Source organism: Lactobacillus johnsonii ATCC 33200, assembly GCF_000159355.1.
Taxonomy (GTDB): domain Bacteria; phylum Bacillota; class Bacilli; order Lactobacillales; family Lactobacillaceae; genus Lactobacillus; species Lactobacillus johnsonii.
Map to the genome: position 1 here is coordinate 450353 of NZ_GG670120.1, position 23425 is coordinate 473777.

20 protein-coding genes are annotated in these 23425 nt (G+C 34.0%); 17 read left to right on the plus strand and 3 right to left on the minus strand.

All coding sequences use genetic code 11. The features are described from left to right. The first annotated feature begins 61 nt into the window (after positions 1-61). The 7 genes from HMPREF0528_RS02235 (at position 62) to HMPREF0528_RS02270 (ending at position 9696) form a co-directional block, all read left to right on the plus strand. Complete coding sequence (locus tag HMPREF0528_RS02235; protein WP_004894520.1) at positions 62-3403, plus strand: DEAD/DEAH box helicase family protein; 3342 nt, start codon at positions 62-64, stop codon at positions 3401-3403. A gap of 84 nt (positions 3404-3487) precedes the next feature. Continuing rightward, on the plus strand, positions 3488-3901 hold the full coding sequence (locus HMPREF0528_RS08835) for a hypothetical protein (protein WP_004894523.1): 414 nt from the start codon (positions 3488-3490) through the stop codon (positions 3899-3901). 88 nt (positions 3902-3989) lie between these two features. Beyond that, positions 3990-4886 (plus strand): restriction endonuclease, encoded by an 897-nt coding sequence (locus tag HMPREF0528_RS02245; RefSeq protein ID WP_004894524.1) that lies wholly within the window; start codon positions 3990-3992, stop codon positions 4884-4886. Positions 4887-5243: 357 nt separating this feature from the next. Beyond that, the gene (locus HMPREF0528_RS09285; RefSeq protein ID WP_162252112.1) at positions 5244-5444 is read left to right on the plus strand and encodes a hypothetical protein; all 201 of its coding nucleotides are present in this window, start codon (positions 5244-5246) and stop codon (positions 5442-5444) included. A 9-nt stretch (positions 5445-5453) separates the two neighbouring features. Further along, complete coding sequence (locus HMPREF0528_RS02260; protein WP_004894531.1) at positions 5454-6008, plus strand: hypothetical protein; 555 nt, start codon at positions 5454-5456, stop codon at positions 6006-6008. A 360-nt stretch (positions 6009-6368) separates the two neighbouring features. Further along, positions 6369-6794, plus strand: a complete 426-nt coding sequence (locus HMPREF0528_RS02265) for a (deoxy)nucleoside triphosphate pyrophosphohydrolase (RefSeq protein WP_004894537.1) — start codon at positions 6369-6371, stop codon at positions 6792-6794. Beyond that, a complete protein-coding gene (locus tag HMPREF0528_RS02270; protein WP_004894539.1) occupies positions 6784-9696 on the plus strand; it encodes a DEAD/DEAH box helicase in 2913 nt (970 codons plus the stop codon). Before HMPREF0528_RS02265 ends, HMPREF0528_RS02270 begins: the two co-directional genes overlap by 11 nt. Before the next feature lie 119 nt (positions 9697-9815). Here the strand turns inward: HMPREF0528_RS02270 and HMPREF0528_RS02275 are convergent, their stop codons facing one another. Further along, on the minus strand, positions 9816-10733 hold the full coding sequence (locus HMPREF0528_RS02275; RefSeq protein WP_004894541.1) for a prenyltransferase: 918 nt from the start codon (positions 10731-10733) through the stop codon (positions 9816-9818). Between the two features lie 168 nt (positions 10734-10901). Further along, positions 10902-11792, minus strand: coding sequence for a YitT family protein (locus HMPREF0528_RS02280; RefSeq protein WP_004894543.1), 891 nt, complete (start codon positions 11790-11792; stop codon positions 10902-10904). Positions 11793-11848: 56 nt separating this feature from the next. Between HMPREF0528_RS02280 and HMPREF0528_RS02285 the strand changes: the two genes are divergently transcribed. After that, positions 11849-13045: a CCA tRNA nucleotidyltransferase gene (locus tag HMPREF0528_RS02285; protein ID WP_034525079.1), complete on the plus strand. Its 1197-nt coding sequence runs from the start codon at positions 11849-11851 to the stop codon at positions 13043-13045. 46 nt (positions 13046-13091) lie between these two features. Here the strand turns inward: HMPREF0528_RS02285 and trhA are convergent, their stop codons facing one another. Then, positions 13092-13757, minus strand: coding sequence for a PAQR family membrane homeostasis protein TrhA (trhA, locus tag HMPREF0528_RS02290; RefSeq protein WP_004894546.1), 666 nt, complete (start codon positions 13755-13757; stop codon positions 13092-13094). A gap of 144 nt (positions 13758-13901) precedes the next feature. On the opposite strand from trhA, the gene HMPREF0528_RS02295 reads away from it, so the two are divergent. From HMPREF0528_RS02295 to xerC, 9 genes are all read left to right on the plus strand, one after another. Continuing rightward, positions 13902-14759: a DegV family protein gene (locus tag HMPREF0528_RS02295; RefSeq protein ID WP_004894549.1), complete on the plus strand. Its 858-nt coding sequence runs from the start codon at positions 13902-13904 to the stop codon at positions 14757-14759. Beyond that, positions 14759-14986: a YozE family protein gene (locus tag HMPREF0528_RS02300; RefSeq protein ID WP_004894551.1), complete on the plus strand. Its 228-nt coding sequence runs from the start codon at positions 14759-14761 to the stop codon at positions 14984-14986. The genes HMPREF0528_RS02295 and HMPREF0528_RS02300 overlap by 1 nt, the downstream gene beginning before the upstream one ends. A gap of 7 nt (positions 14987-14993) precedes the next feature. Continuing rightward, entirely contained in the window at positions 14994-16445 is a 1452-nt protein-coding gene (locus HMPREF0528_RS02305; protein WP_004894554.1) for a S41 family peptidase, read from the plus strand. A gap of 2 nt (positions 16446-16447) precedes the next feature. Continuing rightward, positions 16448-17287: a ribosome biogenesis GTPase YlqF gene (gene ylqF / locus HMPREF0528_RS02310; RefSeq protein ID WP_004894556.1), complete on the plus strand. Its 840-nt coding sequence runs from the start codon at positions 16448-16450 to the stop codon at positions 17285-17287. After that, the gene (gene rnhB, locus HMPREF0528_RS02315) at positions 17284-18036 is read left to right on the plus strand and encodes a ribonuclease HII (RefSeq protein ID WP_004894559.1); all 753 of its coding nucleotides are present in this window, start codon (positions 17284-17286) and stop codon (positions 18034-18036) included. The genes ylqF and rnhB overlap by 4 nt, the downstream gene beginning before the upstream one ends. Positions 18037-18088: 52 nt before the next feature. Then, positions 18089-18934 carry a DNA-processing protein DprA gene (gene dprA / locus HMPREF0528_RS02320; RefSeq protein ID WP_004894562.1) on the plus strand — a complete coding sequence of 282 codons (846 nt, stop codon included), beginning with the start codon at positions 18089-18091 and terminating at the stop codon, positions 18932-18934. A 65-nt stretch (positions 18935-18999) separates the two neighbouring features. Then, positions 19000-21081 (plus strand): type I DNA topoisomerase, encoded by a 2082-nt coding sequence (gene topA / locus HMPREF0528_RS02325; protein ID WP_004894564.1) that lies wholly within the window; start codon positions 19000-19002, stop codon positions 21079-21081. Between the two features lie 97 nt (positions 21082-21178). Beyond that, positions 21179-22495 carry a methylenetetrahydrofolate--tRNA-(uracil(54)-C(5))-methyltransferase (FADH(2)-oxidizing) TrmFO gene (trmFO, locus tag HMPREF0528_RS02330; RefSeq protein WP_004894568.1) on the plus strand — a complete coding sequence of 439 codons (1317 nt, stop codon included), beginning with the start codon at positions 21179-21181 and terminating at the stop codon, positions 22493-22495. 2 nt (positions 22496-22497) lie between these two features. Beyond that, entirely contained in the window at positions 22498-23421 is a 924-nt protein-coding gene (gene xerC, locus HMPREF0528_RS02335) for a tyrosine recombinase XerC (protein WP_004894570.1), read from the plus strand. Positions 23422-23425 lie beyond the last annotated feature (4 nt).

Here is a 23425-nt window from a genome sequence, read left to right on the forward strand (position 1 = left end):
TTTGAAAATATAGTATACTTAAATAAAACGCTCTCAAGCAAAATTCTCAGTCAAATAGGAGATGTTATCCGTGACTAACTTTGATTATTTACTAGAAGAACCACAATTTAAAGATTTTGTGCAAATAGCAATAGCAGCAGAAAAAGTGGCTGTTATTGATCCTGCAACATCAGTTATTGACTGTAGACGTGCAATGGAATTGGCAGTTAAGTGGATGTATTCAGTTGATTCGGACCTAAAGACCCCCTATCAGGATAAACTAGTAACCTTAATCAATACCTTAGATTTTAAAGATATTGTTGATCCTAATACTTGGCAAGGTCTAGAATTAATTCGCCGTTTAGGAAATGTTGCCGTACATACCAATAGAAAAGTATCACTAGATGAAGCTATTTTGTGTTTGAAGGCTTTGTTTAGTTTTTTTGACATGCTTGATTATTGTTATGGAAGCAATTATCAGAAGAAAGATTTTGATAAGTCGATTGTTGGAAATTATCGTCTTGAGTTTATTCCGAAAGTATCGCCGATAGAAGAGTCAACAATTTCTCTTGAAAAACTTACAAAGAAGAATGAATCTTTACAAGAATCTTTAACTGCACAAAGAAAAGCACAAGAGGAGAGCTATACTCCAAAACCATTTGGAATCTCTGAGTTTAAAACTCGAAAAATCTATATTGATACTATGCTAGCAGAAGCAGGTTGGATTGAGGGACAAAACTGGTTAAATGAGGTTGAGCTTAAAGGAATGCCTAACAAAACTGGCAAAGGATATGCTGATTACGTCTTGTATGATGATGCGCATTTACCCTTAGCAGTTATTGAAGCCAAGAAAACTTGTAAAGATGTAGCAGTTGGGCGCCAGCAAGCTAAATTATATGCTGATATATTAGAGAATAAGTATGGTCGTAGACCAGTTGTGTTTTTAAGTAATGGGTTTGAAACACGAATTATTGATAATCAATATCCAGAAAGGCAAGTTTCATCAATTTATTCTAAGCGTGATTTAGAAAAATTGTTTAATTTGCAAAAAGTACGTCAGCCTTTAACGAATATTGTAGTAGATGATAATATTGCGGGACGTTATTATCAAAAGGCTGCTATTCAGGCTGTTTGCGAAAGTTTTTCAAAAGAAAATAGACGTAAAGCTTTGTTAGTCATGGCGACGGGGTCGGGTAAAACAAGAACTGCAGTTGGATTAGTAAAAGTTCTTTTAAACGCTGGTTGGATTAAACATGTTTTATTTTTAGCTGATAGGGATGCTTTGGTAACACAGGCTAAAAGAAGCTTTGTCAATTTACTACCCGATCTTTCTGTAACTAATTTAGTTGAAGATAAGAAAAACTATAATGCTCGATGTGTTTTTTCTACCTATGCAACAATGATGAATGTCATCGATACAGCAATAGATGATGAAAAGCAAAAACTGTATACAGCAGGCCATTTTGACTTAATTATTGTCGATGAGGCACACCGATCAATCTATAATAAATATAGAAATATCTTTACTTACTTTGACGCTCCATTAGTTGGTCTAACTGCTACACCTAAAGATGATATTGATAAAAATACTTATTCTATTTTTAACTTGGAAGATGGAGTGCCTACTTATGGCTATGATCTAGCCCAAGCTGTTGACGATGGATATTTAGTACCCTATAAATCAATAGAGACTCACTTAAAATTTATGGAGAAGGGCATTAATTATGATGATTTAAGTGATCAAGAAAAGGAAGAATACGAGGAAACTTTCACGGATGAAGATGGTGAGTTACCGAAGAAGATTGAATCAGGAAAGTTGAATAAGTGGCTGTTTAATAAAGATACGATTCGCAAAGTTCTAAATATTTTAATGAGTCAAGGATTAAAGATTAATTATGGCGAAAGAATAGGTAAAACTATTATTTTCGCTAAGAATCATCGCCATGCTGAAGAAATTCTAAAAGTCTTTAATGAAGAATATCCTCAATTTTGTAAAAATGGCCATGGGCAACCTTATGCAACCGTAATTGACAATTATACTAATTACTCGCAAAGTGCAATTGATGAATTCTCCGATCCAAATAAATTACCGCAAATTGCTATTTCCGTTGATATGTTGGATACAGGAATTGATGTCCCAGAATGTTTGAACTTAGTATTTTTTAAAAAGGTAATGAGTAAGGCCAAGTTCTTCCAGATGATTGGTAGAGGAACCCGTTTATGTCCAAATTTGTTAGATGGAAAAGATAAAAAAGAGTTTTACATCTTTGATTTTGGTGATAACTTCCAATTTTTCCGTATGGAAAAAGGACATGAAGCTGGTGTCCAAGAAACGTTGCAAAGTGCTTTGTTCAACTTAAAAATGGAATTAGTACGAAAATTACAAGAAGCACCATATCAAACGGAAGACTTTAAGCAGTATCGAAAATCTTTGATTGAAGACCTATCTAAGAAAGTTAAAGAATTAAATAGAAAAAATTTTGCTGTTAAACAACATCTTGCTTATGTTGATAAATTCTCTCAAATCGACAACTATAATAATTTAACTTATGAGGACATCGTAAATGTTCAAAAAGAGCTAGCACCTTTAATTCTTCCAGATAATGATGAACCAAATGCCCTACGCTTTGATGCTTTAGTCTATAAAATGGAACTGGCAAAAATGTCACAAGAATCCTATGGACGATTAAAAGTAGATCTTTGTAATAAGATTTCTAAATTATCTGATTTAATGACCATCCCACAAGTTAAAGCAAAAGCCGAATTGATTAAAGGTATATTAGAGCCAGAATATGTCGAATCTACGAATGTTCAAGATTTAGAACATATTCGTCAAAATATACGTGATTTAATTCAGTATCTTCCAAAAAAGGGAGTAGTGTACTATACAAATTTCACTGATACTATATTAGATTCAACTATTCATGATGCTGAGCTTGAAACTGATACTTTAAAAAATTATAAAGCAAAGGCAGAATTTTATATAAAGCAGCATCAAAGTGAAAATTTAATGTGTAAGATTAGGGATAATGAGCCTTTAAGTAGTGAAGATTTGAGAGAATTAGAAGATATTCTATGGCAAAAATTAGGAAGCAAAGAAGAATATCAAAAAGAAATTGGGGATAAAACTCCTGGTGAATTTGTGCGTAGTATTATTGGTTTAGATATAAACGCGGCCAAGAAAGCCTTTAGTAAGTATTTAGATACAGTTCCACTCAATAAACAGCAGATATATTTTATCAATGAAATTATTGAATATATTGTTAAAAATGGAACATTAACTGATATGCATGTATTACAGGAATCTCCATTTACAAATCAGGGGTCAATCTCGGAACTCTTTGAATCAGATATAACTATCTGGTTCAAAGTGAAAACAGCAATTGATGAAATTAATAGTAATGCTGGAGTAGGCGCAGCTTAAAAATAGAGAGAGTTAGAATTAATGCAGTATCTAAACTGTAAATTGACGGTGTAAAAGGGGTATTGATTTGGAATAATAAGTATTATGCTTGAAGGAAAATATTATTTAATTAAGAGAAGTGACCATAAATGGAAATTTTATTGGACACCGTATGAGCCAGCACCGAAAAAAGATTTTGATGATTGGGGAGTAGCAGTAATTGATACTTCCTGGAAAACAGAGGACCCACGTCCTAAACATTTACGGGGTAAGCCTTTAGATTATCAATTACAACCTTGGATTCAAGTGTTACGTGATCCTAATGTATATTCTGAAAAATATGATATGTATGGTAAGGACTGGCGTGGGTACTCATTAACATATGAAGTTATGCGCTGTCTAATTCATTCAAACAAGAATTGTCGTCGCATGTTATCAGTTGGAGTATGTCAAATGGCTTTTCCGGATAGCTGGCCAAAACAAGAATGTAGTTTTTTCTATAAAGAAAATTTAACTTAAATAATCAGATTTTTATCTTTAACATGTTTAAGTAGATATTAGATTGATAAACCTATGGAAGAGTAACATAATGACGAGCTTCACAAATATGAATAGACAAGACCAACAAGCTTATCTAATGAAACCCATAATTGATGAGTTAAAACAAGTTGGCGGCCAAGCAACTACAAGAGATTTAAAGCGGGCAGTTGTTGAAAGAGAAGAAAATATTCCAGAAAATATCTTAACGATGTATAAAACATCAAGAAATGGGAGAAAGTATCTCCCATTTAATTATGCATTTAACTTTGCAATCTCTAACTTAATTATGGCTGGGATGCTTAAAAGACCTAAACAAGGAATAGTGGTTCTGACTGAAAAGGGACGAGAATATAAAGGAAATAGAACTGAACTTAGTGATACAGTTTATAAAATCTCCCTTCCGCAGTGGCAGAAGAAAATTGAACAAAATAAAAAGAGTAAAGAATCTAACATTGACATGAGAGAAGAAGAATCATTAGACAACCTTGAAGAAGATTGGAAAGGACCTCTCCTGAATGCTCTACTTAATCTAAGTCCAGGAAAATTTGAACTTTTTTGTCGTGCTCTAGTAGCAAAAATGAATGTCGACATTGATGAGACTATCGGAACTAGTCTTACTGGTGATGGTGGTGTAGACGGCTATGGTTACATTAAGACAGATGATTTTAGAACTGCGCGTGTAGCGATTCAAGCTAAAAGATGGAATCCTAGCAATTCAGTTTCATCCCCTGAGATTGATAAATTTCGTGGTGCAATGGATAAATTCAGAGCTGAATATGGAATTTTTATTACTACTTCTACTTTTACTAGAGATGCAATTAAAGCATCTCGTGCAGGAACAAGAGTAATTACCTTAATCGATGGCGATCACTTACTAGAATTAATTGCTAAATATGAACTCTATGTGACTAAGAAAGTAATTACTACTTATGAACTAGATGACTTTTTTGAAGATGAAAATTGATTAATAAATTAAAGTCTTTAGTGTCAAAGTTCATCAAAATTACTAATTTATATGAGATAGCTGATGATTTTTTATAGGTATTAAGAATGATAAAACTTATGAGGGCCTAACCGATAATACATTTGATTCAAAAACTGAGAAAAAATTGGTACTTTTTCTTTATGACATTGATGAGGAACATAATAAATTAAGGAGTAGCAAAGGAACTAGTATTTTCATTCCACTTAAAAAAGTTACTCAAGTAGAAGCAATAAGATTCAGTAATCCCCGTTGGGGAGGTCCACTGACTAATAAATTTGAGACTGTGGAAGAATGGAGAGAAAGAATGAAAAAGTATATTGATAAATAAAGTTCAAAGTGAATAAAATGATACCAATAGATAAAAAACTCCAGACCAAAAATCACAAAACTGTATCTTTAAATCAACAAGTTTCTCAAGAAACTCAATACTTATTATCTACTTCAGCAAATCGAAAGGCATTGCAAAAAGGGATAGTGCAATCGCATAGTAATAAAATCTTAACTCCAGAAGAATGGGATAAATTAAAGATCTTTTGAGGAATAAATATGTATGCCTGGATTATACCTAAAGATATGAGTAAACCCTACTTATCACCAATCTTTGCTCGGGCAATTCATAGTGGAGATTGGCCGGAAAACGAAAAAGTCTGGCATGAATTTTGCATAGCTCTAGATTGCTCTAAATCCAATTTGATAGAAATAGATACCTACGCTAAGGATGGAGTTATGCATGTTGTGACTATTGACAGTGATAGCTCTAACTGGACTCCTAAAAATGTATATTTCGGTTCAATGGATTTTTTAAATAAATATAATCCTGAAAAAATTTGTGAAGAAATATCATCGCAAGATTTAGGAGAATGTATCAAAATAGATAAAAAATATGACTATCAAGAAATTAGAAAAATAAAAACTCAAAAAGATATCGATGATTTGATGAGTAGTGCCTTGAGCTTTCATGATGCGCATATTGAAAGTATTGAAGCTAAAAATGATGAAATTCATGTAATTTTTAACTCATATTGGAATAGAAAAATAGAATTATGGTTTGAAGAAAAGCCGAAATATGAAAATAGACTTGAAGATCCTGAATATTATTAGTGGGATGGTGGATCAATTTTCATGAATCAAGGTTATATATACTTGTGTGATGAGATTAATGCGCATTCTCTGGATGAAGGTTACTGGGGCATGAATTTTGCAGGTAAAGAACTGTTTTATAGAATTTTACCTAGTGATAATAATTAAAAATTAAATAAATTTACAAATGGCTACTTTTTCAAATAAGAAAAAAGTGGCTTATTTTTTATCTTGATTTCTGGTAATAATACTATAAATCCTCTCAGCTACTTCTTTCACTTTGTTAGAACTATCCTTATGAATACTGACTCCAACATCAAGATTAAGCGCAGATTTTTGGTATACTTATTTTGTGATTTTAAAGATGAAAGTTGATTAACAATGAAAAAACAAATTAAAGTTGTTGGTGCTGCAATTCTTAATCAAAAACAAGACAAAATCTTAGTAGCTAAAAGAGCTTCAAACCGGATATTGCATGATATGTGGGAGTTTCCTGGTGGTAAAATTGAAGCTAATGAAACACCAAAGCAAGCTCTTCAAAGAGAAATTAAGGAAGAACTAAATGTAAATATTGAAGTAGGTCCACAAGTTGGAAGAAGTACAGAATTTGAGTATGATTTTGGAGTAGTTCAGTTAACAGTTTTTTATGCTAAACTTCAGACACATGATTTTAAATTAGTTGCTCATAGTTCAATTAAGTGGGTAAGTGAAGAAGAACTAGCTAATCTGTCTTGGCCGAAAGCAGATGAAGAGATTGTTGAAGAATTAGGAAAACAAAAATTAGAGGATATAAATTTTGCAAGATAATATAAAAGGCGACTTACTAGAGACAGTAAAAAATAATTTTATTGATAAAGATGACTATCTGGAGGTTGGTAATTTATCAGCTGGCTTGATTTTGAATCAATCAAAAGGTACTAATGTTTATCGTGTTTTAAAAATGGAATTAGCTACTTGTAAGTCTTTCACTTTTGCTGTTGCATTTATTAACCAACAAGGATTAGCATCATTAAAAACAGTATTACATGATCTCTATAAGCGTGGCATAAAGGGACGTATTCTAACTTCAACTTATTTATATTTTAATAAACCGGCAATTTTTAGAGATTTACTTGAGGTTCAGAATGCTGAAATTCGGTTATTTAATGAACGAAATGATAATGACGAGGTTCTTCCTTTTCATGCTAAGGGATACTTATTTGACCATGATAAATATACTTCTGCAATTATTGGAAGTTCAAATTTAACCTCTAGTGCTATTTTTGGTAATTACGAGTGGAATTTACGTCTCAATTCTCTTTCAAATGCAAAGATCACTCAAGAACTTACTTTTCAAATTGAAAATGAATGGAATAAGGCAATTCCTTTAACTAAAGAATGGTATGAAGCTTATAAATTAGAATATAAAAAAATAAAAAAGAAAAACAACCTAGATCATCTAAATGATTATCAAATTGCAGATCAGAATATAATTGAGCCTAATTTAATGCAAAAGGCTGCCTTGGGAGAAATTGCAAATCTACGTCGAAAGGACATTAATAAGGCTTTGATTATTTCTGCTACTGGTACTGGAAAAACTTACTTAGGTGCGTTTGATGTTAAAAATTTTAAACCTAGAAGATTTCTTTTTGTTGTACATCGTGAGCAAATTTTAGAAGATGCATTAGAAAGTTTTCATAAGGTAATAGGTGGAACAAAAAAAGAATATGGGATATTCAGTGGAAATGATCAAAGTGGAATTAAAGCTAAATATGTTTTTGCCACTTCTCAAACTTTATCAAAAGATATCAATTTGAAACAATTTGCTAAGGATGAATTTGATTATGTGATGTTTGATGAGGCTCATCACTTAGGTGCAAGTCAATATCTAAAAATTTTTAATTATTTTGAACCTAAGTTTTGTTTAGGAATGACTGCAACTCCGGAGAGAACAGACGATTTTAATATATTTAAGCTATTTGATTATCACATTGCATATGAAATCAGGTTGCAAGATGCTTTAGAAAATAAAATGCTAGCTCCCTTTCAATACTATGGGGTTGAAGATTATGTTTATGAAGATCATGTTATCAGTGATACAAGTTCTCTAAGTGATCTAGTGGCTGATGAGCGCGTGGATTATATAATTGAACAAACGAAATACTACGGCTATTCCGGAGATATACTTCATGGATTAATTTTTTGTAGCAGAAATAAAGAAGCAGAGGAGTTAGCTGAAAGTCTCAGACAAAAAGGGATACAAGCAAAATCCCTATCAGGAAAAGACGATGTTGAAACTCGTGACGAAGTAGTTGAAGAACTAGAAAAAGGAAAGATTAATTACATTGTAACAGTTGATATTTTTAATGAGGGAATCGATATTCCTTGTATTAATCAAATAGTATTATTACGTAGTACTAAATCAAGTATTGTTTTTGTACAACAATTAGGTCGTGGACTACGTAAGTTTCCGGGTAAAGATTATTTAACAGTTATTGATTTTATTGGAGCATATGATAATAACTACATGATTCCAATGGCTTTATCAGGCGATAAATCACATAATCGAGATAATTTAAAAGACGATCTTGAGGTAGAGCCTATTTATGGTGTATCGGTTATTAATTTTACTCATGTTGCTAAAGAAAGAATATATGAATCGATTAATCATTCTAATTTAACGGTTAAAAGGAAGCTCCGTAATGAGTATTTGAATGAGAAAAAGAAAATTGGTCGCATTCCTATGATGGCTGATCTGCAAGCTAATTCAATTGATTGTCAAGTAATTGCCGATAAATATAAGAATTACTATAAGTTTCTACTTGAAATGGGAGAAGAGATACCTAAATTAGAGACTTACCAAGAGAAAGTCTTGACATTTTTGACTGTTGTCTTAGCTAATGGAAAACGACAACATGAACTATTGCTTTTACAAGAATTATCAAAGAGAGAAAAAATAAGTAAAGAAGATTATAGTAAGATATTAAATAAAAATAATTGTTACTTTGATCAAAAAACTAGTGAATCTATAGATTGCATTTTGTCTTTAAGCTTCTTCGACGGAAAAGCACTTCCTAATAAAGAATCATATGGTGGACGATCACTTATTAGCAATGAAGATAATTTTTATCAACTTGATTCTGTTTTAAAAGAAAGTTTAAATAATACTTTCTTTAAAGATTTATTTGTAGATGCCCTTAAAACTGGAATACTACGATCAAAAAGATATAATTCAAATCAAAGTTTTACAGTTGGTGAGAGGTATACTCGTGCGGATGCATGTCGATTATTAAATTGGAAACACATTGTTTCAGGACAAAATATTGGTGGGTATCGCTTTGATGATAACTTAAAGAATTGTCCAATTTTTGTAACATATGATAAGCGCAAAAGTCACTCGATTAATTATCCAGATCACTTTATTAGTCCCAGTTTGATGAATATTTATTCAAAGACTAATCGAAAATTAGATAGTAATGAAATAGCTAAATTTAAAGACCCAGATATTGATTTGCATTTATTTGTAAAAAAATCTGATGATGATGGAGTTAGCTTTATCTATCTTGGTGAGTGTAGTTCTATTAAGAATAGTTTTGTTCAAGAATATCAAAAAGTCATCAATAAAAAATCATTGGAGGAGAAAACGGTACCTGTGGTTTCTTTTAATCTTAAGTTGAAAATACCAGTTGAATTAAATAGATACTATATGTTAACTAAGCTCCAATATTAAGTAAAAAATGAATTTATTCCATTAAAACGGTTGATTAGCTAATCGACCGTTTTTTCAACCGAAAAACGCGCGCAAAAATAAAAACTACCGATTTTTAACTTAAAGTCGGTAGTTTTTTGCTATCTTTTTATTAAGGCTAAAATGAAAAATAGGCCAATGTAAATTGTGAAGTACAGTGACTCGTTTTTGATGAAGATCATATAGGTTTTGTGCTTGTCCGGATTATTGAAGAAAGTCTGTAAATTTTTCCATAAAAATGGGGTTATTAGCACAACTAGGGTATTAAACCAGCTAATTTGGTTTATAGCTGCTAAAAGAATGGGAGTAAGAAAGCCCAGAATGGTAAGGATTTTCAATAAATAAATCGATTTTTTAGTTCCAAGATAACTTGCAAAGGTCTTTCTACCATTAATAAGATCTTCACGTAAATCGCAGGTATTATTAGCTAGTTGGGTGGCAAAAAATAAGAAGAATATTGGTAAACACTTAAGTAGGGTCGTTAAGAAAGTGTTCCAGGTAAAAGTGTATTGTCCGCAAATGGCAACATACACGCCGACTTCAATAATAAAAACTGAAATCATCCCACTAACAATTAATTCACAAAATTTGGTTGCATTAAGTGGCTTAGGACCAGCAGTATAAAAAATTCCAAAGAAATAGCCAATCATCCCCAGTATTAAAACAATATAGTTAGTTCGGTATACTAAAATTAGACCTGGAATAGCTGAAACCATATACATAATGATCATTAATTTTTTAAGCGCCGGTAGTGAAAGTTTCATGCGCCCAATAGTATTAGTAACAATTAAGAAATGCGGATCTTTGCCGTGCAAATAATCAAAATAGTCATCTGCAATATTAACTGCTAGATCAAATAAAAAGACATCTAAAAAGCAGAGTAAAATATTGATAATGTTTAGATAGTGAAAGTCTTGATAGGCAATTGCACTGGCAAATAAAAACCAAATTAGATTTAAAGGCGCAATATAAATTTCTGATAGTTCGTAGAAGGCTGCCCAAGTAATTTTATTTCCCATTGTTTTCCTCGATATTATAAATTAAATCCTTAATTTATAATATTCATTTTTTAATTGATGTAAAATAGGGCGCTATAATTGACAGACAAAAATTTGGAGTTAACTCCAAACTTTTTACCTTTAAAGATAAAAAAGAAACTAGCAACAACTAGTTTCTTCCTTAAATTACTATCTTCTAAAGAAAATATGTCTCTTTTTTCTTTCGTAAGTAAAGCCTTGACCTAGTGCTTCATGAACATCGATAACTGAAACAAAGGCATTAGGATCTTCACGCAAGATTAATTCTTTAACCTGACTAATTTCACGCGGTGAAATTACACAGTAAATGATTTTTTTAGCTGATCGATCAAATCCACCCTCTGCATTTATGAAGGTATATCCTCGATCTAGCTGAACATCAATCATTTTAGCGATCTGTTCATATTTATCAGAAATAATAAACAATCCCCGTGCAGCATAGGAACCAGCTTGAATAGAATCAGTAATTCTAGCTAAAACAAAACTAGCTAGCAAAGTATAAATCATATGCTTAATATCAAGATAACTAAGAGAAATCGTTAATACAAATGCATCAAGAGCGAGTAAAGATTTTCCAACCGGAATTCCTAATTTTAAGTCTAAGATTCTCGCAATAATATCTGTTCCACCTGTGGTTCCGCCATATTTAAATACAATACCGATTCCAACACCAGAAAACAAACCTGCTAGTACACCAGCAATAAAAAGATCATGATCTAAATTTAATTGGTTTATAATAGGAAGATGAAGCCAAAAGGATAAGAAGAAGGATAGACAAAGTGTACCCCAGATTGTCAAGGCAAGGAGCCGTTTGCCCATAAAGCGATATCCGATTATAATTAGGGGGATATTTAGAAGTAACGTAGATAAACCTGGATTGATGTGGAACCAATACCGAAGTAAAAGGGCAATACCACTAATCCCGCCATCAGCAAGTTTGTTAGGGATGCTGATGGCATCTAAGCTAAAGGCATATATGCTGCAGCCTAGAGTAATAAAGAAGATTTGTTTAAAGAGTTGTTTATTAAATAATTTAGTCATGTTACTTCCTTCTTTCTATATTAAGACGTGTGAAAATTAAGGGGAATAGGGAATATATGAAGATTAATAATTTACCTAAAGTTTTTACTGCCGCGCTTCCAGTTTTAAAAGAGATTAATGAGGCGGGGTATGAGGCCTATTTTGTCGGCGGGAGTGTGCGAGACTTGCTTTTAAATCGGCACATTCATGATGTCGATATTGCAACTAGCGCCTATCCAATGGAAATTAAGCAAATTTTTAAGAAAACAGTTGATACTGGAATTAAGCACGGAACCGTCACTGTTCTTTATGAGGGTGAAAGCTATGAGATTACAACTTTCAGAACTGAATCTGGCTACCAAGATTTCCGTAGACCCGACCATGTAACTTTTGTCCAAAACCTATCAGAAGATTTAAAGCGGCGTGATTTCACTATTAATGCTCTAGCAATGGACGTAGATGGTAATATTATTGATCACTTTGACGGACTAGGTGACTTAGAAAAGCATTTGATTCGTGCAGTTGGAAAAGCTGAGAATCGTTTTCATGAAGATGCCTTGAGAATGATGCGTGCAGTTCGATTCATGAGTCAATTGCAATTTACGCTTGAACCAGAAACAGAACAGGCAATTAGTGACAATCATGAGTTACTAAGTAAAATTTCTGTTGAACGTATCAGAGATGAATTCGTAAAAATGGGTATTGCTCTTGGCAGCCAAAAGGCATTCCAAATCTTTTTAGATACTGGTTTATCAGAAGAAGTACCTGGTTTTAGGGGTAAAAAAGAGAATTTAGCTCTTTATCCTCAACTTAATTTTAGCCCTACTAATGAAGCTAATCTATGGGCTTTGATGATTATTTTACTAAAATTACCAAATGACAAGATTCCTCACTTTATGCGGATGTGGAAGAATTCTAATGCAATGGAGCGTCAAGTAGCTGATATTGTTGCTTTCTTTGACTTAATTAGTTCGCATGCTCCAAATAATTATGATCTGTATAAAGCTGGTTTAGAAACAATTGTTTCAACAATCGATTTAGCTCATATTTTGGGCCAACCAATCAATGGGAGTGCCTTGGTTGATAGTTACGAAGCATTACCAATTAAGAATAATCGTGACTTAGTAGTAGATGGACACTTTTTATTAAAAAATGGTATCCCAGCTGGACCAAGAGTTGGGCTTTTATTAGAAGAAATCAAAAAAGCCGTTTTAGAGGGAGTAATTAGTAATAACGAGGCAGCGATTACTGAATTTATTTCTTTAAATCATTAACTAAAAAAGCAGGCAGTGATAATTGTGTTCACTGTCTGCTTCTTTTTTAAACATAGAATAGAATTGAAAAATACATCAGAATTGAGCCTAATAAAACAAACATGTGCCAAATCACATGAATGTAGGGAACACCGCGCATTGAAAATAAAATTGCACCGACAGTATAGGCAATTCCGCCCCAGACTAAGAGCCAAAATCCAGTTGGCCCAAGAACTGGGTAAAGGGTACTGGAAGCAATAATCACAATCCAGCCCATTAATACGTAAAGGATAGTATCTAAAACAACATGTTTTCCCTGATTAAAGATATAAAATAAAATGCCAAAAATGGCTAGGGCTAAAATAATACCAAACATTACCCATCCCTTTACCCCGCCAATTGCGACTAAGGTATAAGGGGTGTAGGTTCCAGTAATTAAAATAAAAATTGAAGAGTGATCGAATATTTGAAATACTCGCCTAGCTCGGGTAAAAATCAAACTATGGTAGAGTGTTGAAAAAAGATAAAGGATAACCAAACTAGAACCATAAAGAGTAAAAGCTGTCACCCTCAGGGCACTTCCTGTATGGGCAGCTTTCACAATTAAAATTACTAATCCTGCAACAGCTAGCCCAAAGCCAATTCCATGAGTAATAGCACTAAAAATGTTGTTCAAAATGTTATAGGTTTTAGACCGATTTTTAGGTTCTTGCCACAATTGTTTAAAAGACATTCATTTATTCCGCCTTATATAATAACTTTATAATCTATTTAATAAATTTTAACTCATTTTTGTATTTTTGATATACTTGAGATTGTACTTAATAAATTCTAACATAGAATAATAATTATAGAAGAATAGGGGATAGCACTTAGAATGGCTAAGATTAAAGTAGTAACTGATTCCTCAGTTCAATTAACTCCTGAAGAAATTGATAAATACGATATTACAGTCGTTTCATTAACTATTACTATCGATGGTAAGACTTACACAGATGGCATTGATATCAGTCGAGAAGAATTTGTAAAGAAGATGGATGCGTCTGAAGAATTACCAAAGACAAGTCAACCATCAATTGGAATTTTTGAAAAAATATTTAAAGAATTAACTGCCGATGGAAGCCAAGTAGTAGGAATTTTTCTTGCTCGTTCTTTAAGCGGGACAATTGAAGCTGCTAGACAGGCTGCTGACATAATTGGAAAGACTAAAGAAGTAACTTTAATTGATTCTGAACTAACTGATCGTGCAGAAGCTTATCAAGTGCTGGCCGCTGCTAAGGATGCGCAAGCAGGCAAGAGTCTTGAAGAAATTGTAAATCAAGTTGAAGACCTTAAAAAGAAGCAAAAATTACAGATGATGGTAGTTAACCTAAATAACTTGATTAAAGGTGGACGTCTTGGCCCATTAGCTGGTAAAATTGCTACTTTACTAAATATTAGAATTGAATTGCATATGCCAGGTGGAAATTTAGACGTTGCTAAGAAAGGCCGCGGAAAGAAGTTTTCTAAGAACTTTAATAAACGTGTTTTAAAAGATATTGAAGAACATAAACAAGATATCAAAGAAGTAGCAATTTCTTATGTTGATACGCCTGAAGATATGGAAGTTTGGACTAATAAAATTAAAGAAATTAACCCTGATATTAAAGTGTTAACTCGTGTTACTAGTCCAATTATTGCAACTCATGCTGGTAGTGGTGCTTATGCAGTATTCTACACAACGGAGGACTTTTAATGGCTTATCGTGAGAGCTTTTATCGTTTTTTAATGACTCAAAGAAATCCTGATTCTTTAGATGATATTGCTGAATTTGCTAACAATGCTCAACATGACAGTTCTTTTCCAAAACAAGAAGAAGACTATGAAAAATTGTCAGAATATTTAGAATTAAATGCTGGTTATTTACCAAGCATGAGCGTTTTTGACAAGGCATATCAATTATATTTAGATAATATGAACTGAGGCTAATATGGCAGAAGTAGAACCAAATAATTCTCATCAAAATAAAGAAATTTCAAATAATAAAAAGAAGCATCTTCCCAAATATGCTCAATTTTTGTTAACTGGTATAGCTGGTGCGGCAATTGGTGCAGGTTTGACCTTTGGAATTATGGAAGTTAAGGAACTAAAGTCACCTTTTTATCAAGTTGAAAAAGTGTATGAGCAATTACAAGGTTCATATTATAAAAAAGTCTCACCACAAACGTTGCGCCAAGGGGCAATTAACGGGATGCTTAATAGTCTTAATGATCCTTTTTCTGAGGGATTAAGTGGGGCAAACCAAGAACAAGTTAATAATATTTTAGAGGGTTCGAGCTTTGGCGGAGTAGGTATTCAGATGGCAGTACGCAACAATAAAGTTGTTGTGGACTCTATTGTTGCTGACTCTCCAGCTTCAAAAAGTACTATTAAACCTGGCGATGAGATTGTTGCTGTTAATAATAAAAAAGTAAGTGCAGCTCAGTTTAGTAAAGTAGCTCCTTTAGTTAGAGGAAAAATTGGTACAAAAGTTACCTTGAAACTTAGACGTGCTAATTCTACTTTCAACGTTACCTTAAAGCGCGCTAAAATCTCCCAATCTAGCTTAACTAAGCGAACTGAAGGTAACGCAACAATTATTACAATTACACAATTTGACGTTAATACCGCTAAAGATTTAAAGAGTGCTTTAAAGTCAATTAATACTAAAAAATATCCTAAGTTAATTATTGACTTACAGGATAATCCTGGTGGCGCAATGGATGCTGCTTTGAAGTCTGCATCATATTTCTTGCCAAATAATAAAATTATTATGCAATATCAGGACCGCAAACAAAAAGAAGTTATTCGCTCTGATAAAAAGCTTTCTGGGGGCTACCATACAAACCTAAAGCCAATTATTTTAATTAATGCAAATACAGCTAGTGCTAGTGAAATCTTTACCGCAGCTCTTGTTCAAAATCATCGGGCAGTTTCTGTCGGTCAAACAAGCTATGGTAAGGGAACAGTGCAGGAAGTAGGGCAGACGCAAGATTCTGAATATAAATATACAATTGCTAAGTGGCTTACTCCAAATGGAACTTGGATCAACCAAAAGGGGCTAAAGCCAACCTATCCTGTTCCTGAATCTTCTTTAGCTAAACTACCTCAATTCCAAAGTATGAGTATTTTGAAGAAATCAATGACTGGTGTTGATGTGGCAACTCTGCAGCAATACTTGACTGCCTTAGGTTATATGCCAAAGTATGTTACAGGAGTTTTTGATGATAAAACCAAGAATGCGGTTATTGAGTTTCAAAAAGCTCATGGCTTGACAGCAGATGGTATAGTAAATGGGCAAGTACAAGCACAACTTTATTTAGCAGTTGCACAAAAACTGCAAGATGATAATTCTGCTTTAAAGAAGGCAATGAGTTTAAATCTAAAGGATATGGAGGATTAAAAATGGCAACTATTCAATGGTATCCAGGACATATGAATAAGGCTAAAAATCAGTTAGAAGATAATCTAGACCTGATTGATGTCTTAATCGAAGTTTTAGATGCGCGTTTACCAGTTTCTTCTCGTAATCCAATGATTGGACAATTAACAAAGAAGAAACCGCATATTATTGTTTTAAATAAGGCTGATTTGGCTGATCCAATTCAAACTAAAAAATGGACCCGTTATTATCAAGATGAGGGTAACTTCGTGATTTCGATGGATGCCCAGCATACTACAAATATGACTAGTCTATTTAAAATTATTAAGTTGGCTGGTAAGGAAAAGACAGATAAATTAATTGCAAAAGGTGCATCAAATCCAATGATTCGAGTAGCTATTGCAGGAATTCCAAACTGTGGTAAATCTACTATTATTAATCGTATGGTTGGAAGAAATGCTGCAATTGTTGGTGATAAGCCTGGTGTAACACGTGGACAGAGTTGGTTAAAGACAAAGACTAATGTTCAGATTTTAGATACACCAGGGATTTTGTGGCCTAAGTTTTCTGATCAAGAAGTAGGTTACAAATTAGCAGCTTGCGGGGCAATTAAAGCGGATATTTTTCATCCCGATGACGTTGCCTTATTTGTGATTGAATTTTTGAAGCAAAATTATCGCGATGATCTTGTTAAATTTGCACGAATTTCAAGTGAAGAGATGGACAGTATGTCTAATCCAGATTTATTGTTAGCAATGACCAATAAATACGGTATGCGAGATGACTATGATAAGTTTTCACTCTTTATGCTTCAACGCTTACGTAAGGGAAAATTGGGAAGGATTACGTTCGATCTTAGATGACGATTACTGAAATAAAAAAATTACTTCAAGGAGAAATAAGTAAAGAGCAGTTAGAAGAATTAAAAGCAGATGAACGAAAGGGTGTCCAAAAGCTCTTAATTAGCTATGAAAAAAGACAAGCTAAATATGCTAAAGCATTAGCTCAATTTCAATCCCGTTTTTCTTATGAAAAAGAATTTTGGCAAAAGGATCGACTTGTTGCTGGGGTTGATGAAGTAGGGCGTGGACCGCTTGCTGGCCCTGTAGTTACAGCTGCGGTTATTTTGCCACATGATTTTGACTTAATTGATGTTAATGACTCAAAAAAATTATCACCTAAGAAGAGGCAGGCGCTTTTTCCAAAGATTCTAGAAAAAGCTGTCAGTGTTAGTGTCGGCTTAGCTAATAATGATGTAATTGATCAGATTAATATTTATGAAGCAGATCGTGTGGCAATGGCTCATGCTGTTCAAGGTCTAAAAGTAAAGCCGGATGCCTTATTAGTTGATGCGATGAATGTACCTTTAAACATTCCCCAAGTTAAATTAATTCATGGGGATGCTAAGTCTAACTCAATTGCTGCCGCTAGTATTGTAGCTAAAGTGTTTCGGGATAACTTAATGGATGCTTATGGTGAGCTCTATCCAGAATATGATTTTAAACATAATGCAGGCTACGGAACCCGTGAGCACATGGAGGCTCTTAAAAAATACGGTCCAACCCCGATTCATCGGAGATCTTTTGCTCCAGTTAGTGAATACGAAAAATAATTAAAAAATAAACCTTCACTTTTGCGTACATGATAGTGGAGGTTTTATTTATATGAATTTGAAAGAATTTTGTTTAAGGTTAAAATTACAGCAAGGTCTTGGCATTACTACTATAGGAAAAATTGTAGCAAATTTTACTGCTGGTGAAGAAGTAACAGTTGACAAAATAGAGAGTTTATCATTAAAATCAAATATCCAAAATCTTGTTTTAGCTGCAATGAAAAATGATAAGTTTAATTCTTGGATTGAAAGAATTGAATTACAGTGTGATGTTATCACTATTTTTGATACAATCTATCCAAATGCACTCCGTGAAATGTATAATGCACCAACACTTCTTTTTACTAGAGGAGATTTATCCTTGCTTAAAAAGGAGATTACAGTTATAGTTGGCGCAAGACAGCCGACAAATTATAGTCGTTTTGTCTTAAAACAATTAATTCCGCAGCTGATACAGCAAGATTTTGTTATTGCTAGTGGCTTAGCACGCGGAGTGGATGGAATTGCTCATCAAGAAACATTAAAAAATAATGGTAAGACAATTGCCGTAATTGGAAATGGACTCAACCATTTTTATCCGCAAGAAAACAAAATGCTCCAGGAAGAAATTATGGCCAAGGGACTATTGATTAGTGAATATTTACCGGATACTCCTCCAAGGCCTTATAGATTTCCAGAGCGCAATAGAATACTTGCGGGCTTAAGCAAAAATATTATTGTGACTGAAGCTAGAAAAAGATCGGGCTCCTTAATTACTGCAAATATTGCTTTAGAAGAAAATCGCAATATTTTTGCAGTTCCGGGACCAGTCTCAAGTCCTTTGTCAGAAGGCCCTAATGAGCTAATTGCCGCTGGTGCTTATCCATTGGTTAATGCTGATTTTAAAAATTTGCTTTAGTTGACAAGAGTAAAATTTTTGGTATTTTAGAATTTGGTAGAAATTGTGCAAGGAAGGGGCATTCTATGCCTACTAAACGAAAAAATAAAAAGAATTTAGTTATTGTTGAGTCTCCTCATAAGGCTAAGACAATTGAAAAATATTTAGGAAGAAATTATCATGTTATCGCTTCAAAAGGCCATATTCGTGATTTACCCAAGTCTCAAATGGGAGTTGATGTAGAACATGACTATGAACCAAAATATATCTCCATTCGTGGAAAAGGCGATACGATTAAAGAATTAAAGAGCGAAGCTAAAAAAGCAAAATATGTTTATCTTGCTTCCGACCCGGATCGAGAAGGAGAAGCGATTGCTTGGCATGTCGCTCATGCATTAAATTTAGATCCAAAAGAACATAACCGCGTTGCTTTTAACGAAATTACTAAAGATGCTGTTAAGAATGCCTTTAAGAATCCAAGAACTATTGATATGGATATTGTTGATGCTCAACAAGCTCGTCGTGTCCTAGATCGTTTGGTTGGTTATTCAATTAGTCCGATCTTGTGGCAAAAGGTAAAGAAAGGCTTGTCAGCTGGACGTGTTCAATCCGTTGCCTTGAAGTTAGTAATTGATCGTGAAAATGAAATCAAGAACTTTAAGCCAGAAGAGTACTGGACTATTGATGCTGATTTCGAAAAAGGCACAGAAAAGTTCAAAGGTGCTTTTTATGGCATTAAGGGCAAAAAGCAAGAGTTGCCAAATAACGAAGCAGTTCAAGATGTTTTAAAGCGAATTGATAAGCGGAAAAACTTTGAAGTTACAAAAGTAGTTAAAAAGGAAAGAAGACGTCAACCGGCTGCTCCTTTTACCACTTCAACTATGCAACAAGAAGCAAACAAGCGCTTAGGCTACAGAACTCGTCGAACAATGAGAATTGCTCAATCTCTTTATGAAGGTGTGAACCTTGGTAAGGGATCTGTCGGTTTGATCACTTACATGCGTACTGACTCAAAGCGTATTGCCAATGTTGCAAAGCACGAAGCTTCAAAATTTATTCATGAAGAATATGGTGAAAATTACGCAGCAGTTAAGCCACAACATTTTAAAAATGATGCAGATGCTCAAGATGCCCATGAAGCAATTCGTCCTACTTCAGCTTTTAGAACTCCAGCTTCTGTAAAAGAGTATTTAACAACCGAAGAATATCGACTATATACTTTAATTTGGTCAAGATTTATTGCTAGTCAAATGACTCCAGCTGTTTACGATACAGTTAGAGCTGATATTGAGCAAAATGATGTAACCTTCAGAACAACTGGCTCAAAACTTAAATTTGCTGGATTTACGAAGGTATACGATAACCAAAAAGAAAAGAGTAATGAACTTCCTGAGTTAAATGAAGGCGATAAGGTTAAGCTTAAGAAGACTGATGATCGTCAACACTTTACTCAACCACCTGCACGTTATACAGAAGCTAGTTTAGTTCGTGCTCTTGAAGAAAACGGCGTTGGTCGTCCATCAACTTATGCACCAACAATTGATACCATTCAGAAACGTTACTATGTAAAACTTGAAGGTAGATCAATTGTACCTACAGAATTAGGTGAAATCGTAGATAAGTTAATTGAAGAATTTTTCCCTGATATTGTTAATGTTGACTTTACAGCTCAACTTGAAAATGACCTAGATGGGGTTGAAGTAGGGAAGAAGAACTGGATTAAAGTAGTTGATGAATACTACAAGCCATTTTCTAAAGAATTAGATAAAGCAGATCAACAAATTGAAAAGGTTCAAATTAAAGATGAACCTGCAGGCTTTAACTGTGATATTTGTGGAGCTCCAATGGTTATCAAAATGGGACGCTATGGTAAGTTCTATGCTTGCTCACGCTTCCCAGATTGTCGTAATACTAAACCAATCGTTAAGAAGATTGGCATAACTTGTCCTAAGTGTGGTAAGGGCGAAGTTATCGAAAAGAAATCAAAACGTAACCGTAAATTCTACGGCTGTTCACGCTACCCAGATTGTGACTTTGTTTCATGGGATCAACCAATTGGTCGTAATTGTCCAAACGATGGTCATTTCTTAGTTCAAAAGAAGAACAAGAAAGGACTAGTAATCCTTTGTCCAAATGGTGATTACCGTGAAGAACCAGAAGAAAATTAAATTATAATAAAAATCAATGATATCATTAAAACGAAAGCGGTTTAATGATATCATTTTTATATAGACTTGAAATAGTCGAGCAGAAAGGAAAGATTGCATGGTAAAGAATGTAACCGTAATCGGCGGAGGTCTTGCAGGGAGTGAAGCTGCATGGCAATTAGCTAAGCGTGGCATTGAAGTAGATTTATATGAAATGCGACCTAAGAAAAATACGCCTGCTCATGAAACTGCAAACTTTGCAGAATTAGTATGTACTAACTCAATGAGATCTAACCAACTGTCAAATGCTGTTGGTTTATTAAAAGAAGAAATGCGGCAGCTGGATTCCTTAATTATGAAAGCAGCGGATGAAACTGCAGTACCTGCTGGTGGAGCTCTAGCTGTTGATAGAGATAAGTTTAGTGCAGTTGTAACTAAAACTTTGAAGGACTTGCCAAATGTTCATGTTCATGAGGAAGAAATCACTGAGATTCCAAAAGATGGTATCACGATCATTGCGACTGGTCCATTAACCTCAGATACACTCGCAGAACAAATTAAGGAGTTTTGTGGTACTGACTCACTTCATTTCTTTGATGCGGCTGCTCCAATTGTGGCAGCTAGTTCCATTAATCGTGATATTGTGTATAAAAAATCACGTTATGACAAGGGTGAAGCTGCATATTTGAATTGTCCAATGACTAAAGAAGAGTTTTATAATTTCTACAAAAATTTAGTTGGGGCCGAGACAGCTACCTTACATGGCTTTGAAGATAAGAATGTTTTTGAAGGATGTATGCCAATTGAAGTAATGGCCAAAAGAGGAGAAAAGACAATGCTCTTTGGTCCACTCAAGCCAGTTGGTTTAGAAGATCCTAAGACTGGAAAAACTCCTTATGCAGTTGTGCAATTGCGTCAAGATAATGCAGCTAGCACAATGTATAACATCGTTGGTTTCCAAACTCATCTAAAATATGGTGAGCAAAAGAGAGTCTTTTCAATGATTCCAGGTCTTGAAAATGCAAAATTTGTTCGCTATGGTAAAATGCACCGCAACACCTATATTGCTAGCCCTGAAGTTTTGAATGCAAATTATGAAGCCAGAAAGCAAACTGGTCTCTTCTTTGCGGGACAAATGACAGGGGTAGAAGGTTATGTTGAAAGTGCCGGTTCTGGGTTAGTTGCCGGAATTAATGCGGCTAGAGAAGCTTTAGGAGAAGAAACGCTAGTCTTTCCTAAGTCAACTGCCTTGGGTTCTATGGCCAACTACATCACAACCACTAGCGCAAAGCATTTCCAACCAATGAATGCTTCCTATGCACTCTTGCCAAAATTAGATTACAAGGTAAGAAACAAACAAGAACGACACTTAGAAATTTCAAAGCGAGCATTGAAAGATCTTGAAGCCTTTAAGGAAGAGAAGAAGCTTGATTAATAATGTCTAAAGAAAATGATAAATTAATCAAACAATTTCAAGATTACTTGAACTATGAACGTAATTATAGTAAAAATACTGTAAACTCTTACTTAAATGACCTAAATGAAGCTAAGGAGTTTTTTAAAGAAAATGGAGGCTTTAGCGGCTGGGATCAAGTCAAAAGTCGCGATGTTGAAATTTTCTTACAAAACTTAGCGACTCAAAATAGGTCAAGAACTACTCAAGCGCGTAAAATGTCTAGTTTAAGATCTTTTTATCGCTTTCTCGTTAAGCGAGAAGTGCTAGATAATGATCCAATGCAGACAATTAGTTTAAGATTAGGCGAAAAGAAATTACCACAATTTTTCTATGAAAAAGAAATGCGGCAGGTCTTTGATAGTCTTGCTGGTCATGAAAAGTTGGTAGTAAGAAATCGTGCAATGTTTGAACTTTTTTATGCGACTGGGATGCGTTTAAGTGAGATGGCATCTTTAAAGCTAGATCAGATTGATTTTGATTTAAAGATTATCTTAGTTCATGGGAAGGGTAATAAAGACCGCTATGTTCCCTTTGGAAAAGATGCGGCCAATGCTTTAAAAGAATATTGTGATGAAAGTCGACTAGATCTACTAGGTAAAAATGAAGATCTAGGCTATGTATTTTTAAATAACCGGGGACAAAAGTTAACTGGTCGCGGAATTGAATACATTATGCAGCAAGTTTTTATTAAAGCGGGAGTTGGTGGAAAGGTTCATCCCCATATGCTTAGACACTCTTTTGCAACTGAAATGCTTAATAATGGAGCAGACCTAAGGAGTGTGCAGGAGCTTTTAGGCCATGAATCTTTGTCAACGACGCAAATCTATACTCATGTCACAATGAAGCATTTACAAGCTGATTATCAAAAATTTTTCCCAAGAAAAGATAAGAAAGACGAGGCATAATAAT